This is a genomic window from Bradyrhizobium ganzhouense (genome assembly GCF_049949285.1).
GTDB lineage: Bacteria > Pseudomonadota > Alphaproteobacteria > Rhizobiales > Xanthobacteraceae > Bradyrhizobium > Bradyrhizobium ganzhouense.
The window spans coordinates 686,135-700,243 of the sequence record NZ_CP181318.1 but is presented as its reverse complement, the minus strand read 5'-3'; the positions used below and the strand labels follow the sequence as shown (position 1 = coordinate 700,243).

At 61.7% G+C, this 14,109-nt stretch carries 10 protein-coding genes; 4 read left to right on the top strand and 6 right to left on the bottom strand.

The features are described 5' to 3' along the window. Positions 1–30: 30 nt before the first annotated feature. From ACLFLU_RS03245 to ACLFLU_RS03225, 5 genes are all read right to left on the bottom strand, one after another. Complete coding sequence (locus ACLFLU_RS03245; RefSeq protein WP_426410920.1) at positions 31–831, bottom strand: helix-turn-helix domain-containing protein; 801 nt, start codon at positions 829–831, stop codon at positions 31–33. Positions 832–1,115: 284 nt separating this feature from the next. Further along, entirely contained in the window at positions 1,116–1,772 is a 657-nt protein-coding gene (locus ACLFLU_RS03240) for a glutathione S-transferase family protein (RefSeq protein WP_426410919.1), read from the bottom strand. Then, positions 1,769–2,935, bottom strand: coding sequence for an acyl-CoA dehydrogenase family protein (locus ACLFLU_RS03235; RefSeq protein ID WP_426410918.1), 1,167 nt, complete (start codon positions 2,933–2,935; stop codon positions 1,769–1,771). The genes ACLFLU_RS03240 and ACLFLU_RS03235 overlap by 4 nt, the downstream gene beginning before the upstream one ends. A gap of 128 nt (positions 2,936–3,063) precedes the next feature. Beyond that, the gene (locus ACLFLU_RS03230) at positions 3,064–4,200 is read right to left on the bottom strand and encodes an acyl-CoA dehydrogenase family protein (protein WP_426410917.1); all 1,137 of its coding nucleotides are present in this window, start codon (positions 4,198–4,200) and stop codon (positions 3,064–3,066) included. Positions 4,201–4,317: 117 nt separating this feature from the next. After that, positions 4,318–6,873: an HD domain-containing protein gene (locus ACLFLU_RS03225; RefSeq protein ID WP_426410916.1), complete on the bottom strand. Its 2,556-nt coding sequence runs from the start codon at positions 6,871–6,873 to the stop codon at positions 4,318–4,320. A 310-nt stretch (positions 6,874–7,183) separates the two neighbouring features. On the opposite strand from ACLFLU_RS03225, the gene ACLFLU_RS03220 reads away from it, so the two are divergent. Both ACLFLU_RS03220 and ACLFLU_RS03215 read left to right on the top strand, forming a co-directional pair. After that, the gene (locus ACLFLU_RS03220; protein ID WP_426410915.1) at positions 7,184–8,734 is read left to right on the top strand and encodes an acyl-CoA synthetase; all 1,551 of its coding nucleotides are present in this window, start codon (positions 7,184–7,186) and stop codon (positions 8,732–8,734) included. A gap of 75 nt (positions 8,735–8,809) precedes the next feature. Then, on the top strand, positions 8,810–10,030 hold the full coding sequence (locus ACLFLU_RS03215) for an ABC transporter substrate-binding protein (protein WP_426410914.1): 1,221 nt from the start codon (positions 8,810–8,812) through the stop codon (positions 10,028–10,030). A 76-nt stretch (positions 10,031–10,106) separates the two neighbouring features. On the opposite strand, the gene ACLFLU_RS03210 is transcribed toward ACLFLU_RS03215, so the two are convergent. Continuing rightward, on the bottom strand, positions 10,107–10,877 hold the full coding sequence (locus ACLFLU_RS03210) for a helix-turn-helix domain-containing protein (protein ID WP_426410913.1): 771 nt from the start codon (positions 10,875–10,877) through the stop codon (positions 10,107–10,109). A gap of 187 nt (positions 10,878–11,064) precedes the next feature. Here ACLFLU_RS03210 and ACLFLU_RS03205 point away from each other — a divergent pair, with 187 nt between their 5' ends. Beyond that, positions 11,065–13,326, top strand: coding sequence for a marine proteobacterial sortase target protein (locus ACLFLU_RS03205; protein WP_426410912.1), 2,262 nt, complete (start codon positions 11,065–11,067; stop codon positions 13,324–13,326). A gap of 175 nt (positions 13,327–13,501) precedes the next feature. Beyond that, a complete protein-coding gene (locus ACLFLU_RS03200) occupies positions 13,502–14,068 on the top strand; it encodes a class GN sortase (RefSeq protein ID WP_426410911.1) in 567 nt (188 codons plus the stop codon). The last annotated feature ends 41 nt before the right edge of the window (positions 14,069–14,109 follow it).

Here is a 14,109-nt window from a genome sequence, read left to right as displayed (position 1 = left end):
AAAGACACGCTTATCGTAGCGAGAGCGGTGCTAGCTCGCCTCCGCGAGCCTCACCGTCTCGCTGCTGCGATAGATCGCAAGGTCGCGCGAGCCGACGAAGATCGCGCGCGGCTTCAATCCATAGAAGCGGCGGATCGAATGGCTGAAATGGGTCGAGTCGGGATAGCCGATGTCTTGCGCCAGATGCGCGAGGTTGAGGTCCTGATTGGCGAAGTGCAACAGATGCCGCGCACGCTTCCAGGCGCGGAACGAGCGGAACGAGATGCCGGTCTCTTCCTTGAACAGATGCAGGAAGCGCGAAGCAGAGAGCCCTGCTTCGGCCGCGCACGTATCCGCCGTCACCGGCTCGCCCGTGAAGCGCCCGATGCGGGCGACAGCGCGCATGACCCGCGGGTCGAGCACACGGCGTGGCAGCGCCTCGCCAAAGCACATCTCGTCGAATTCAGCGGTGTTGATGTCGCCATAACGGCGCTGACGCAGCAGCGCGTAGGCGGCGAGGATTTTTCGGGCATAGACGGCCCGGTCGGGTCCCATCAGCCGCTGGGCCAAAGCCTCGATCACACCATCAGGCATGCTTTCTGGCTCGAGCGTCACGCTGATTGCAGTGCGGTAGTCGCTGGCGATGGAGTGCCGCTGGTTCGGCAGGGTGACGAACAGCTCGCCGGTGGCTTGGCCGTCATCGATCGTCAGATGCAGATTGCCCTTCACCGCGACATAGACTTGGCAGCAACCGGGAATGCGCTTGCGAGGGCGGCCGAGCAGGCCGGCATAAAACACCCGTTCCGGCGTGATCAGCATCAAATGGTCGGATTCGCGACCTTTATCTTCCATGGGGGTCCTCCTCGCGCGGCTCTTTGGCCGCTGCGGACGGAGGTCACCTTAGCGGAAATTTGGGCGCTGTCACGACGGGATAGCGCTGTCATGACGCGCAAAAGATTACCATTTTCGGGACGACGATCAGTCGTCCCGGAACTTTGGCAGGGATGTCGTCCTGGACAAGCGAAGCGCAGATCCAGGACCCATTACCCCAGGGAGGAGTTTGACGAAGACTCGCGGTTACCAAACCACTCCCTGGGGTAATGGGTCCTGGCTTTCGCCAGAACGACGATGGGGCCTTACGCCCTCACGCGCGGCGCAACATTCTGCTCGGCGCCGGCCTTCTGCTCTGCGGCAACCGCGCGCTTGAAACCATCGCGCTGCTGCAGGCGCGCCCAATAGGCTGCGACATTCGGCCCAAAATCCTTGGCGAGCCCGATGCTGGTAGCAAGGCGAAGCGCATAGCCGATGACAATGTCAGCGGCGGTGAAGCGGCCGGCGCACAAGGCCTCAGTATTCGCGGTCGCTGCCTCCACGGCGCGCAGCCGACCCAGGAACCACTTTGCATAGTCGGTCGCGACCTGCGGATTGCGGCGCTCTTCCGGCTCGAGCTGGGTGTAGCGGAGCACCAGCGTTTGCGGGAAGGTTAACGTGGCGTCGCTGAAATACATCCAGTTCAGAAAGGCGCCATAAGCGGGATCCTCGGGACCCACCATCAGCGGCGTGGGGCCATATTTGACGCCGAGATAGTGGCAGATGCCGGAGGACTCCGTCATCTTGGTGTCGCCATCGACCATGAAGGGAATCGTGCCCAGCGGATTGAGCGCGAGATATTCCTTGGCGAAGACCCGCGGTGGGAACGGCAGCATCTTCAGCTCATAGGGCAGCCCCATCTCCTCCAGCATCCAGAGCGGACGGAACGAGCGCGCGGCGTCGCAATGATAGAGCGTGATCATCGGGAATTTCCTTTGCTGCCGGGCAGCGTACCCATCATCTTGCACAGGACCATCAGCATGACCTCGTCGGCGCCGCCGCCGATCGAGGTCAGGCGGCTGTCGCGATAGGCGCGGCTGACCGGCGTCTCGTTGGTAAAGCCCATTCCGCCCCAATATTGCAAGCACGCGTCGGTGAGCTCGCGGCCGAGCCGGCCGGCCTTCAGCTTGGCCATGGTCGCAAGCTTCGTGACGTCCTCGCCGGCGACCAGCTGCTCGGCGGCGCGATAGATCAGCGCGCGCAGCAGCTCGACCTCGGTCTGCATCTCCGCGAGCTTGAAGTGCACGACTTGGTTGTCGAGGATGCTCTGGCCAAACGCTTTGCGGTTGCGCGTGTAGTCGATGGTCTCGTTGATGATGTATTCGTGCGCTTTCAGGCAGGCCGCCGCGCCCCAGAGCCGCTCCTCCTGGAACTGGATCATCTGGTAGCTAAAGCCCTTGCCCTCCTCGCCGATCCGGTTGCGCTTGGGCACGCGGACATCGTCGAAGAAGATTTGCGCGGTATCGGACGAGCGCATGCCCATCTTGTCGAGCTTGCGGGCGACGGTGACGCCCTTGGCCTTCATGGGCACGCAAATCAGCGATTTGTTGCGGTGAACGGGGCCATCGCCGGTATTGGCGAGCAGGCAGATCCAGTCGGCCTGAGTGCCGTTGGTGATCCACATCTTGCCGCCCTCAATGACGTAGTCGTCGCCGTCCGAGCGCGCACTGGTCTTGATCGAGGCGACGTCCGAACCTGCGCCGGGCTCGGAGACGCCGATGCAGGCGACGTAGTCGCCGGAGACCGAGGGCGCCAGGAATTCGCGCCGCACCTCGTCCGAACCGAACCGCGCCAGCGCCGGCGTCGCCATGTCGGTCTGCACCCCGATCGCCATCGGCACGCCGCCGCAGGTGATGGCCCCTAACTCCTCGGCCATCATCAGCGCATAGGAATAGTCGAGGCCGGAGCCGCCGAACTCGACCGGTTTGTTCAGGCCGAGAAAGCCGAGGCTGCCCATTTTCTTGAAGAGCGCATGCGCCGGGAAGATGTCGGCCTTCTCCCATTCATCGACATGCGGATTGATCTCGTTGGCGATGAATTTCTGCAAGGAACGACGGATCTCGTCGTGATCGGCGGTAAACAGCATGTCTCATCCTTCGTCATTCCGGGGCATCGCGCAGCGATGAGCCCGGAATCCATTCCTCTACGGCATCTGCGGCTCGATGGATTCCGGGCTCCCTCCGCTACGCTGCGCGCCCCGGAATGACACCTCAGTCACAGCCCCATCTGCCGGCTGGCGAGATCCTTCATGATCTCCTCGGTGCCGCCGCCGATGGCGTTGACCTTGACCTCGCGGTAGATGCGCTCGGCCTTGATGCCGCGCATGAAGCCGGCGCCGCCAAAGATCTGCACGGCTTCCGAGGCGCAGAACGCCATGGTTTGCGTCGCCTGGTTCTTCATCATGCAGATCTCGGCGACCGGGCTCTCGCCCTGCTCCAGCCGCCAAGCCAGCATCTCCAGCATGGCTTGCGAGGCTGCGACCTTCTGCGCCATGTCGACGATCTTGTGGCGGATCACCTGGTGCTGGGCGAGCGGCTTGCCAAAAGTCTTGCGTTCCTTGGCATAGGCGACAGCCTCGTCGAGGCAGACGCGGGCGAAGGCGGTGCAGCCAGCCGCCATGCCCATGCGCTCGCTGTTGAAATTCTGCATGATGATCTTGAAGCCCTGCCCCTCCTCGCCGATCAGATTTTCGGCCGGCACGCGGCAATCATCGAAATGCAGCGTTGCAGTGTCGGAAGCCCACCAGCCCATCTTCTTCAGCCTGGTGCGCGACAGGCCGGGCGTATCGCCCTCGATCAGGAGCAGGCTGACGCCGCCGGCGCCCTCACCACCGGTACGCACCGCAACGGTCAGATAATCGGCACGCACGCCCGAGGTGATGAAGGTCTTCTCCCCGCTCACGACGTAGTGATCGCCGTCGCGCCGCGCGCGGGTTCGCAGATTCGCGACATCCGAGCCGCCGCCCGGCTCTGTAATCGCGAGCGCAGAAATCTTCTCGCCGGAAAGCACCTGCGGCAGCACGCGCGCCTTGACCTCCGGCCGCGCTGCGCGTGCGATCGGCGGCGAGCCGATGGTGTGGCTCATCAGGCTGGCGCTGACGCCGCCGGCCCCGGCCCGCGCCAGCTCCTGGCTGGCCACGATCTTCATAAACTGGTCGGCGGCGATCCCACCATATTCCTCGGGGAATCCAAGCCCCAACAGACCGATCTCGGCCGCCTTGCGATAGAGCGCACGGGGGAATTCGCCCGCTTCGTCCCAGTCATGGGCGAACGGCGCAATCTCCTTGTCCACGAAGCGCCGCATCATGTCGCGGAAGGCGTCGTGCTCGGCGGTATAGAACGGGCTCTTCATGGCGCTTTCGCTGACGGCGATTATTCTAGCGAACCATGGCCGACAGCCGCACAACTCACTTGCGCGGAGTAGCTGCATAAAACACTGCTGCGAGCTAAACTGCTGTTGTGGATGCGCCTAAGTGGCGCCATCAGTATCTTTCTCGTATCTTACGACTCCTCGGATGATCTCACTCCCATTCACGGAACCAACCGAAACATCTTCGTCGCTCCTCCACGGATCCCAAGCTTGCCCAATTAGACTGCGAACAAGGTCTTCGAGATTTGACGGCGCTTCGATCTGACGGACCTCCGAGAAGTACCCCGATATGCTCATTCGACTGTACCCTGCATAATCGGTTGGCACAAATAGCACCAGCGGATCTTCTTCGAAAGAATTCTCAAATTCCTTCGGATGAACCTCATCCGAGTCTGAGTCATACTCAACTTCACCAAAATAGACATCCAGCTGTTCCCGACTGGATAGAAGTTCAATAAGGTCGCTGGTCGAGAGCCAATCACCATTCAATCTCGCAATCGGCAAATCTCCAATTGCGCCGCCGCAAGTCAGGACCGTTTGCGCTCCGCGCGCTTTTCCATCGTCGCTAATTCGAGCTTGAGTTATCAGATTGGCCTGCTGAGTGGCCCAGTCTGATAGGACATCTGGAGGCACCAAGGCCAGTGCGTCATTGCGAGCTGCTGTAACTTCTCTTCCCGCGAGAACGCCGCAGATATAGCCAATATTTCTTGCGCGAAGACCACCCACTGTAATACAGCCGCGTGCCCCGCTCCCAGACCGTGCGGTTTCGATCATCGCGCGACCATAAATCTGTCCATCACGAGACAGGATTCTCAACCGCGAATGATCGTCGCCTTTTGAGTCTTTCTCGTTAAGAGCTAAGGCTGAGAGGCGTGCAAAAAACTGACTCTCGCCGAGAGTAAGCCAGTCCTTCGGTCGAACGACGCTTTCTTCGGACGCCCCCTCTTTGACCACAAGTTCAACGTCAAGATTGGGCGCTATTGATGCAGCAAGATACAGTAGTGGAGTTGCGCTTCCATACCTGTCGGGGTGCAAAAGCCCTGCTGGCAATGTGGGCTCTTTATCAAGACAAACCGAAACCCGAGTTCCACCATCCATCGGGTAATCGCTCGGATTGGTCTCATAGAGAACCGGACGAGATCCCAATCCGTGCTGAAACTCCAATGTTCGGGCCGAGTCGGACGCTTTGTCGTACCGCCGAGAGGTGACTGTTACTCTCTTTCCGAGCATAAAAATGGAGAAAAAACCTATGCCAAACTTTCCCCGAACCGAGAGGCCAGAAGCTTGAATGCCGGGGAACTCCTGAGCCGCTAAGGGCGACCGCCAAAATGAGTTGCCGAAGTCGATTAGAGGCCCCGTTAAGACATTCGGCGACATGCCGACGCCGTTATCCTCTACGACGAGCCAAGTTTCGGCTCCGCGCCTCTCTAGGCTGATGGTCACCTGCCCCCACGTCTGGGACCTCTTTTGGAGTTTTCGGCGAACAGACACAGCGTCCGACGCATTCTGAATCAATTCTCTGAGCGCCGCAGACGGTTGGTCGCCGTATAACTTTCGTCCTCCAAGCGTCGACACTATCTTCGGCACATCGGAGACTCGGACTGTGCTGTCAACGGGGACCCAGCCCGCTGTTTCTACAAGCTTTGCAAGCTCGCTCGGCCCATCAATTCCCCTCACACGATTTGCATTAAGACGACCTGTGCTTCGCTTCTGCAAAAGATGGTCGACTCCACGAAGCTCCTTGTCGATGAGTAGAAGCGTGTCATACGCGAGCCACCATGCGTCAGCGACGCTCAGCTCAAAAGGCGGAGCCGCAGTGTAAACTAGTGCTTCTTCGTCAATGAAGGGCACTGCCATTCGTTCTTGAAAGGCCCAATGTTGCTCAGATATGCCGCGCGGGTTCAGAAGCTTTCTTAAGAATGCGGGCGCCCGACGACGATCAATATGCATAGCGTCCGACGTTCGCAGAAGGCAGGCGATCTTGGTTAGATCAATGCGATTTCCGGTCCTCCCTCCAAGGGGACCAAGGTCATTTGCTAGATCGTCCTCAACCCGGCTGATAGGCCACCAATGGCTATGGGCAAGCTGGCCGATCTTGGGTCCGTAAAAATTTCTGACTTCTGTATCATCAATCAGGAGTTCATCGCCGCCTGAAGACGATTTCCAAGACATCGACGGCAGCTTTTCAGCCTGCGGTGCGTGCATTATGCGAAGCGCTTCCGCCGTCGCGAGATCCTCGATTAGCTTATCGTTTGGAGATTCACCCAGCGCATCCTGAGCGTTCATAGCAATTCTCGCGTAGCTATCCTTCCACGCCAGCGTTTCTTTCAAGCCTTCCAATCCGTTTGGATAAGCCGCAACAGTCATCGCAGCGTCGTGCAGAAGTATAGCGCCTCCGTACACAAAAGCTTCCGGCGGATTGAGATCGACCCTATCCCGCGCCAAAATTGAGCCCATCTCCCAAAGTGAATCGAGATGAGACGCGTCATGGACTGTCATGTTCGGCATATCGGTCTGAATCCTACCGACTAACGCCACCGCCTTCTCCCTCATCGAGAAATAGCGTTCCTGGAAGTATTGTTGCTCAGATTTGGTCGCGTCTGTGCGGGGCTGAACAAATGCCCGCTGCCACAACCACGTATCTTGATATTCCATTTTATTCTTCAATCCATTCTACACGCAGTAAGGGCAACAGGATCAAAGTACCCTCTGAAATGCCAACTCGAAAGTCTCAGCGATACGAAAAGCTGGGTCACCAACCGCAAAATGCGTCGAATGCGCGAGCCTACCCCGATCGAGCCTCAGCCTAGCAACTCAACGCAAGACGGTTTTCACCCCTCGCAGGCCAACTCCAAATCAAAAAAAGACTGCTGCACAAAACTCCGGCTGGCCTCTCGGGGCCACGCCGGGCATGGTGCGAAGCAACAAAAAGCCAGGCGGCACAAGACCGCCGAGGGAGGGATTGTTGGCCGTTCGTTACTACGACTGGATCGCTCATCATGCGCGCCGCTCGCCTGGCAAGGTTGCGGCCATCGACCTCGCGGGCCAGCGCCGTTTCACATATGCGCAGCTCGACGCCCGCGTCTCGCGCCTCGCCTCGTTCCTCCGCCACACGCTGAAGATTTCACGCGGCGACCGCCTCGCGGTGCTGGCATTGAACACGACCGATACGCTGGAGGTGCAGTTTGCCTGCGGACGGTTAGGTGCCGTCTTCGTACCGCTAAACACCCGCCTCACCGTCCCCGAGCTTCAGTTCATCACCGGCGATTGCGCGCCGAAGGTGATGATCCACGATACTGATCTGGCCGAGACGGCGCTGACCGTCGCAAAACTCTGCAACGTCGCGACCAGCCTGCTACTTGGCCCCGGCGGCGCCTATGAGGCCGGCATCGCTTCTGCCAAGCCGCTGGAGCGCGCCGAGGAGGTCACGCTCGACGACGTCTCGACCATCATGTACACCTCGGGCACCACGGGACACCCCAAGGGCGCGACCATCACGCATGGCATGACGTTCTGGAATTGCGTCAATCTCGGCGGTCCCGCCTGCATCGGGCCGTCCTCGGTGCTGCTCACCGTCCTGCCGCTGTTCCACACCGGCGGGCTCAACTGCTACACCAATCCCGTGCTGCATGCCGGCGGCACCGTAATGATCATGCGCGCGTTCGATCCCGGCGCGGCGCTCGGCCTGATCAACGATCCCGCCCAGGGCATCAACGTGTTCTTCGGCGTGCCCGCGATCTACCAGTTCATGGCGCAGCAGCCGGCCTTCGCAACGACCGACCTTTCGCGATTGATCGTCTGCGGCGTTGGCGGCGCGCCGATGCCGGTGCCGCTGCTCAAGGTGTGGGAGGCGCGCGGGGTCGCGCTCCAGCAGGGTTATGGCATGACCGAGACGTCGCCTGCCGTGCTGGTGCTCGATCGCGAGGACGCCGCACGCAAGGCCGGCTCCGCCGGCAAGCCGGTGCTGCACACCGAAGTCCGCATCGTCCGCCCCGATGGCAGCGATGCCGATGTCGGCGAGCTCGGCGAGCTCTGGGTCAAGGGACCGAACATCACGCCCGGCTATTGGAACAGGCCGGAGGCGAACAAAGCCTCCTTCACCGACGGCTGGCTGCACACGGGCGATGCCACGCGCGTTGACGACGAGGGCTTCTATTACATCGTCGACCGATGGAAGGATATGTACATCTCCGGCGGCGAGAACGTCTATCCGGCTGAAGTGGAGAACGTCCTGCACCAGCTCACCGCGATCGCGGAAGCGGCCGTGATTGGCATTCCCGACCCGCAATGGGGCGAGGTCGGCCTCGCCATCGTTGCTGTGAAACAAGGCCAGCGGCTGAGCGAGGCCGATGTCTTTGCGCATTGCGCGGCCAATCTCGCGCGCTTCAAATGCCCGCGCCAGGTTCGCTTCGTCGACGCGCTGCCGCGCAACGCCACCGGCAAGATCCACAAGCCGACCTTGCGCAAGGAATTCTCAGCCGCTTCCGAAGTCGACAAGAAAGTCGCCAACGCCTGATCAAAGCGCCCCTCTCGCGGGCGCTTTTTCGTTTTCTGACGTGCCTGCTCCAACCAAGAACCCCAAGGAATTTTCATGAACAAGAAACTCCCCCTGCTTGCCGCGGCAACGGCGCTGACATTGTTCACCGCCCAGGGCGCTTCCGCGCAGAAGGCGTACGACACCGGCGTCACCGACACCGAGATCAAGATCGGCAATGTCGAGGCCTATTCGGGACCGGCCTCCGCCTACGGCGTCATCGGCAAGACCGAGGAGGCCTATTTCAAGATGATCAACGATCAGGGCGGTATCAACGGCCGCAAGATCAACTGGATCTCCTATGACGACGGCTACTCGCCGCCGAAAACGGTGGAGCAGATCCGCAAGCTGATCGAGAGCGACGAGGTTTTCCTGGTGTTCAACGCGCTGGGCACGCCGACCCAGACCGCCGTACAGAAGTATCACAACTCGAAGAAGGTGCCGCAGCTGTTTCTCGCCACCGGCGCCAGCAAGTGGAACGATCCGCACAACTTCCCCTGGACCATGGGCTTCCAGCCGAGCTACCGGGTCGAGGCACGGATCTTCGCGAAATACATTCTGAAGGAGAGACCGGACGCGAAGGTCGCGATCTTCTATGCCAACGACGATTTCGGCAAAGACTACCTTGCCGGCATCAAGGACGTGTTCGGCGACAAGGCATCGAAGCTGATCGTGGCCGAAGAGAGCTACGAGACGTCGGAGCCATCGATCGATGCTCATATCGTCAAGCTCAAGGACACCGGCGCCGATGTCTTCGTGAACATCGCGACCCCCAAGTTCGCGGCGCAGGCGATCAAGAAGATCGCTGAGCTCGGCTGGAAGCCGATGCACCTGATGACCGACGTCTCGGTCTCGATCGGCGCAGTGATGAAGCCCGCCGGCCTCGAAGCCTCCGAGGGCGTGCTCTCGGCCGGCTACCTCAAGGACGCCTCGGATCCGCAGTGGAAGGACGATGCCGGCATGAAGAAGTTCATGGCCTTCATCGAGAAGTACATGCCCGGCGCGAATATCTCGGACGCCAATCTGGTGTACGGCTACGCCGCGGCCCAGACCATGGTGCAGGTGCTCAAGCAGGCGGGCGACAATCTCACCCGCGAGAACGTGATGAAGCAGGCCGCCAGCCTGAAGGACTTCACCCCGGACACGTTGATCCCGGGGATCACGATCAACACCTCGGCCACCGACTTCGCGCCGATCGAGCAGCTCAAGATGTGGCGATTCAAGAGCGGCCAGTGGGAGCTGTTCGGTCCCATCATCAGCGCCGAGCCGAGCGGCTAGTTCGCGACGAGCGTGCGCAGCTCGAGGAAATAGCGGCCGCAAGGCCGCTATTTTTTGTGCAAGCCGCGAGGACGAACTATCCCGGCAGGAAGAGCGCGAACGATTCGTCGACGGTGCGGCGCAAATGATCGCGATAGAGTGCATGGTTTGCGTCGGCAGGCGCGACCCGCCCCAGCGACGGCGTCGGGACATTCTTGAGCGGCACATAGGCGATCGGCGCCGCGACCGGCGTCAGTTGCGAGCCGGCGCCGGCGCGCAGCGTCGAGATGATGCCATACATCGCGCCAGTCACGGTCGGCCGCGACACCGTGATCACACGATGCTGGCCGTGCTTGTTGATGACAAGGTAGATGAACCCCGACTGATGCGGCACCGCGACCTCGCCGGTGTGCTCATAGGCCGCATCGGTCCGCTCGCCCTCGCGGAAGACCAGCGAAGAGACCTTCGGCTCCCAGACGATCTCGGTGCGATAGGCGAAGATCGCATCCTTGTCGCCAAAGGACGGCCGCAGCGTGATGTAGACACCCTCGAGCCAGCTCACCGCACGATGCGAATAGGAGCCGAGGCTGTCGGGCGCGACATCGTTGCCGGCCGCGGGCGACGGCGCGACGGTGCTCTTGCGCAGGGACACGCCCAGCGCCTGCTCGAGCCGGACCGTAGTTGCCAGCGTGAACGGGCGGCGGCCACCGAGCGCCTTCTCCAGCGTCGACAGGCTGAGCTTGGCCTGCTCGGCCAGCGCCTGCCGCGAAATCCGGCGTCTGGCGATTTCCTCGCGGATCGTCTCCGCGACCTCGCGGCTTTGCTCGTCCGAAAGCTGACCGTCGTTGAGTTTATCCGGCGTCTGCATCGTTAGCCCCGCTTCAAGGGCACCAGTCTAGCAGGGCGGACAAATCAGCACAAAACCGGACATCGTCGCCAAGGCGGCGGCCCGCCCGAGCCAGCCACGGCGGAACATTGCCGATCATTCTGCTCGCGAAATCGCTCCCTTCCGACCGATGCTCGGCGTCATCAAACATCCTTCGGGAGCGGGCCAAATGAGCAACTACGATACGGTCGACAGCAACGGGCACCCCTGGCTCGGCAGGCTGATCAAGGTCGGACTATTCCTCCTGGCGCAGGGCATTGCCGTGCTCCTGGTCAGCTTCGTGGCCCTGCTGGTGAGCTTCGCGCCGAGCTGGTCGGCGACGACCGAGCAGGCAAGCCTGCTCCAGCCCGGCGATGCCAAGTCCGGCAGCCTCCTCCTGAAGGAAGACGGCGCTTACACCGAAGCCATCCGTCTCGGAATCGACGTAGACATCACGGTATCAGGCCCGACGCTGCGCACGCGCGTCACGCAGATCTTCCGCAACCCGACCAAGGATTGGGTCGAGGCGACCTATGTCTATCCGTTGGCCACCGATGGCGCCGTCGACACGCTGAAGATGGTGGTTGGCGACCGCGTCATCGTCGGCGACATCAAGGAGCGTCAGCAGGCACGCGCAATCTACGAGCAGGCGCGCCGCAACGGACAAAAGGCCGCGCTCACCGAGCAGGAGCGGCCCAACATCTTCACCAACTCGGTCGCCAATATCGGTCCCGGCGAAACCGTGCTGGTGCAGATCGAATATCAGGAGCCGGTGCATCAGTCCGGCAATGAATATTCGCTGCGCGTGCCGCTCGTGGTCGGGCCGCGCTACAATCCGGCGCCGATCGTACAAAGCGTCGACTTCCGCAAGGACGGCTCCGGCTGGGGCGCGACCAATTCAGACCCGGTGCCCGACCGTGACCGCTTCTCGCCGCCGGTGCTCGATCCGGCCAAGAATGCGCCGATCAATCCGACCAGCATCACGGTGCACTTGAAAGCCGGCTTTGCGCTTGGCGAGGTCAAGAGCCACCATCACAACGTCAGGATCGAGAGCCCGGACAACACGACGCGCGTCGTGACGCTTGCCGACGGCACCGTGCCGGCCGACCGCGACTTCGAGCTGACATGGAAGCCGGCGGCGGAGAAGGCGCCGTCGGTCGGGCTGTTCCGCGAGCATGTCGGCGATGCCGACTATCTGCTCGCCTTCGTCACGCCGCCGGCCGCCGAGCAAGCAACGCAGAAGCCGCTACCGCGCGAAGTGGTGTTCGTGATCGACAATTCCGGCTCGATGGGCGGCACCTCGATCGAGCAGGCCAAGGCGAGCCTGCTCTATGCGCTCGGCCGCCTCCAGCCGAGCGACCGCTTCAACGTGATCCGTTTCGACGACACCATGGACGTGCTGTTTCCGGCCTCGGTGCCGGCCGATACCGCGCATGTCGGTGAAGCGACGTCATTCGTCGGCGCATTGCAGGCGCGCGGCGGTACCGAGATGGTGCCGGCGATGCGTGCGGCACTGACCGACAAGATCGGCGATACCAACATGGTTCGCCAGATCGTGTTCCTGACCGACGGCGCGATCGGCAACGAGCAGCAATTGTTCGAGACGATCACCGCGATGCGCGGCCGCTCGCGCATCTTCATGGTCGGCATCGGCTCCGCGCCCAACACTTATCTGATGACGCGAGCTTCCGAGCTCGGCCGCGGCGCCTTCACCCATATCGGCTCCGTCGAGCAGGTCGAGGAGCGCATGCGCGGCCTGTTCGCCAAGTTGGAGAATCCCGCCGTGACCGGCCTCACCGCGAAATTCTCGGACGCCAAGGCCGACGTTACGCCCGCGATCATTCCCGACATCTATCGCGACGAGCCGCTGGTGCTCGTAGCAAAGCTCGACAACCTTGCAGGCTCGCTGGAGATCAAGGGTCGCGTCGGCGACCGGCCGTGGTCGGTGACGCTGCCGCTGCAAAATGCCGCCGAAGGCAAGGGCCTGTCAAAACTCTGGGCCAGGCGCAAGATCGGCGATGCCGAGGTGGCCCGGACGCTCCGCGAGATGACGCCGGAGGACACGGACAAGACGATCCTTGCGCTGGCGCTCGACCATCAGATCGTCACGCGACTGACCAGTCTCGTCGCGGTCGACAAGACGCCGAGCCGTCCCGAAGGCCAGCCGCTCAAGCTCAGCGAGCTTCCGATCAACCTGCCGGCGGGCTGGGATTTCGCGAAGGTGTTCGGCGAACGGCCGCAGCTGACGCCGACGCAGTTGCGCGAGCGTCACGCCGATGCAGGCCAGCCTGCGGCAAGGCGTCCGGCTCCTGTCACGCCCGATGCGATCCGCCTGCCCAAGACAGCGACTTCGGCCGCGCTGAAGATGATCGCAGGCCTGATCATGATCGTCCTCGCCCTGATCCTGTTCGTGTTCAGCCGGCGTCAGCACTTGCTCACTGATGCCGCTTGAGAGAGGAGCCCCCCGAACTCCTCTTGCTTGGCGCGCGCGGCTGCCCGTCCCGATACCAACGGCCGCGCGCGCCTTTTTTCTTCTCGTCATTGCGAGCGCAGCGAAGCATCCAGACTGCCGCCGCGGAAGGATTCTGGATTGCTTCGCTTCGCTCGCAATGACGGCTTTGAAAACAATGTCCCGCCTCATCTCGCCTCTGGTCCTGGCGCTTGTCGGAACGATCCTCTTCGGCGACGGCGCCTACATCCACGCCAAGGCGTGGCTCGCGCAGGTATTGCTGGAGCGCGCATTCGACAGGAGCGTTGCGACCGGCCAGGCGGTCAAGCCATGGTCCTGGGCCGATACCTGGCCGATCGCGCGGATCGAGGTGAAGCGGATCGGCGCCAGCGCCATCGTGCTCGCTGGGACGAGCGGCCAGGCGCTTGCCTTCGGCCCTGGTCATATCGACCAAACAGTTGATGCCGGCGAGCGCGGTGTTGCGGTATATGCCGCGCATCGCGACACGCATTTCCGCTTCTTGCGGAACGTTGCCGTCGGTGACGTGATCGAGATCACGCGCAGCGATGGCAAGCACTTTCGCTATCGCGCGGACGCCTCCAGCGTAGTTCGCTTCGACGCGCCGGGCATTGATCTAGCAACGCAGGATTTTGAATTGGTGTTAACAACCTGCTGGCCATTCGATGCCATCACGCCCGGTCCCGAGCGCTACATCCTTCATGCCACGCTGATTGGAACCGATTGATGAGCGTTCACGATCGGCCCGCCCCAGCCGACGATTGAATT

Bases quoted from the DNA above. Each gene is read 5' to 3' on its own strand.
- ACLFLU_RS03205 (WP_426410912.1), top strand. From the start codon at position 11,065: ATGAGCAACTACGATACGGTCGACAGCAACGGGCACCCCTGGCTCGGC.
- ACLFLU_RS03230 (WP_426410917.1), bottom strand. From the start codon at position 4,200: ATGAAGAGCCCGTTCTATACCGCCGAGCACGACGCCTTCCGCGACATG.
- ACLFLU_RS03215 (WP_426410914.1), top strand. From the start codon at position 8,810: ATGAACAAGAAACTCCCCCTGCTTGCCGCGGCAACGGCGCTGACATTG.
- ACLFLU_RS03200 (WP_426410911.1), top strand. From the start codon at position 13,502: ATGTCCCGCCTCATCTCGCCTCTGGTCCTGGCGCTTGTCGGAACGATC.
- ACLFLU_RS03240 (WP_426410919.1), bottom strand. From the start codon at position 1,772: ATGATCACGCTCTATCATTGCGACGCCGCGCGCTCGTTCCGTCCGCTC.
- ACLFLU_RS03225 (WP_426410916.1), bottom strand. From the start codon at position 6,873: ATGGAATATCAAGATACGTGGTTGTGGCAGCGGGCATTTGTTCAGCCC.
- ACLFLU_RS03210 (WP_426410913.1), bottom strand. From the start codon at position 10,877: ATGCAGACGCCGGATAAACTCAACGACGGTCAGCTTTCGGACGAGCAA.
- ACLFLU_RS03235 (WP_426410918.1), bottom strand. From the start codon at position 2,935: ATGCTGTTTACCGCCGATCACGACGAGATCCGTCGTTCCTTGCAGAAA.
- ACLFLU_RS03245 (WP_426410920.1), bottom strand. From the start codon at position 831: ATGGAAGATAAAGGTCGCGAATCCGACCATTTGATGCTGATCACGCCG.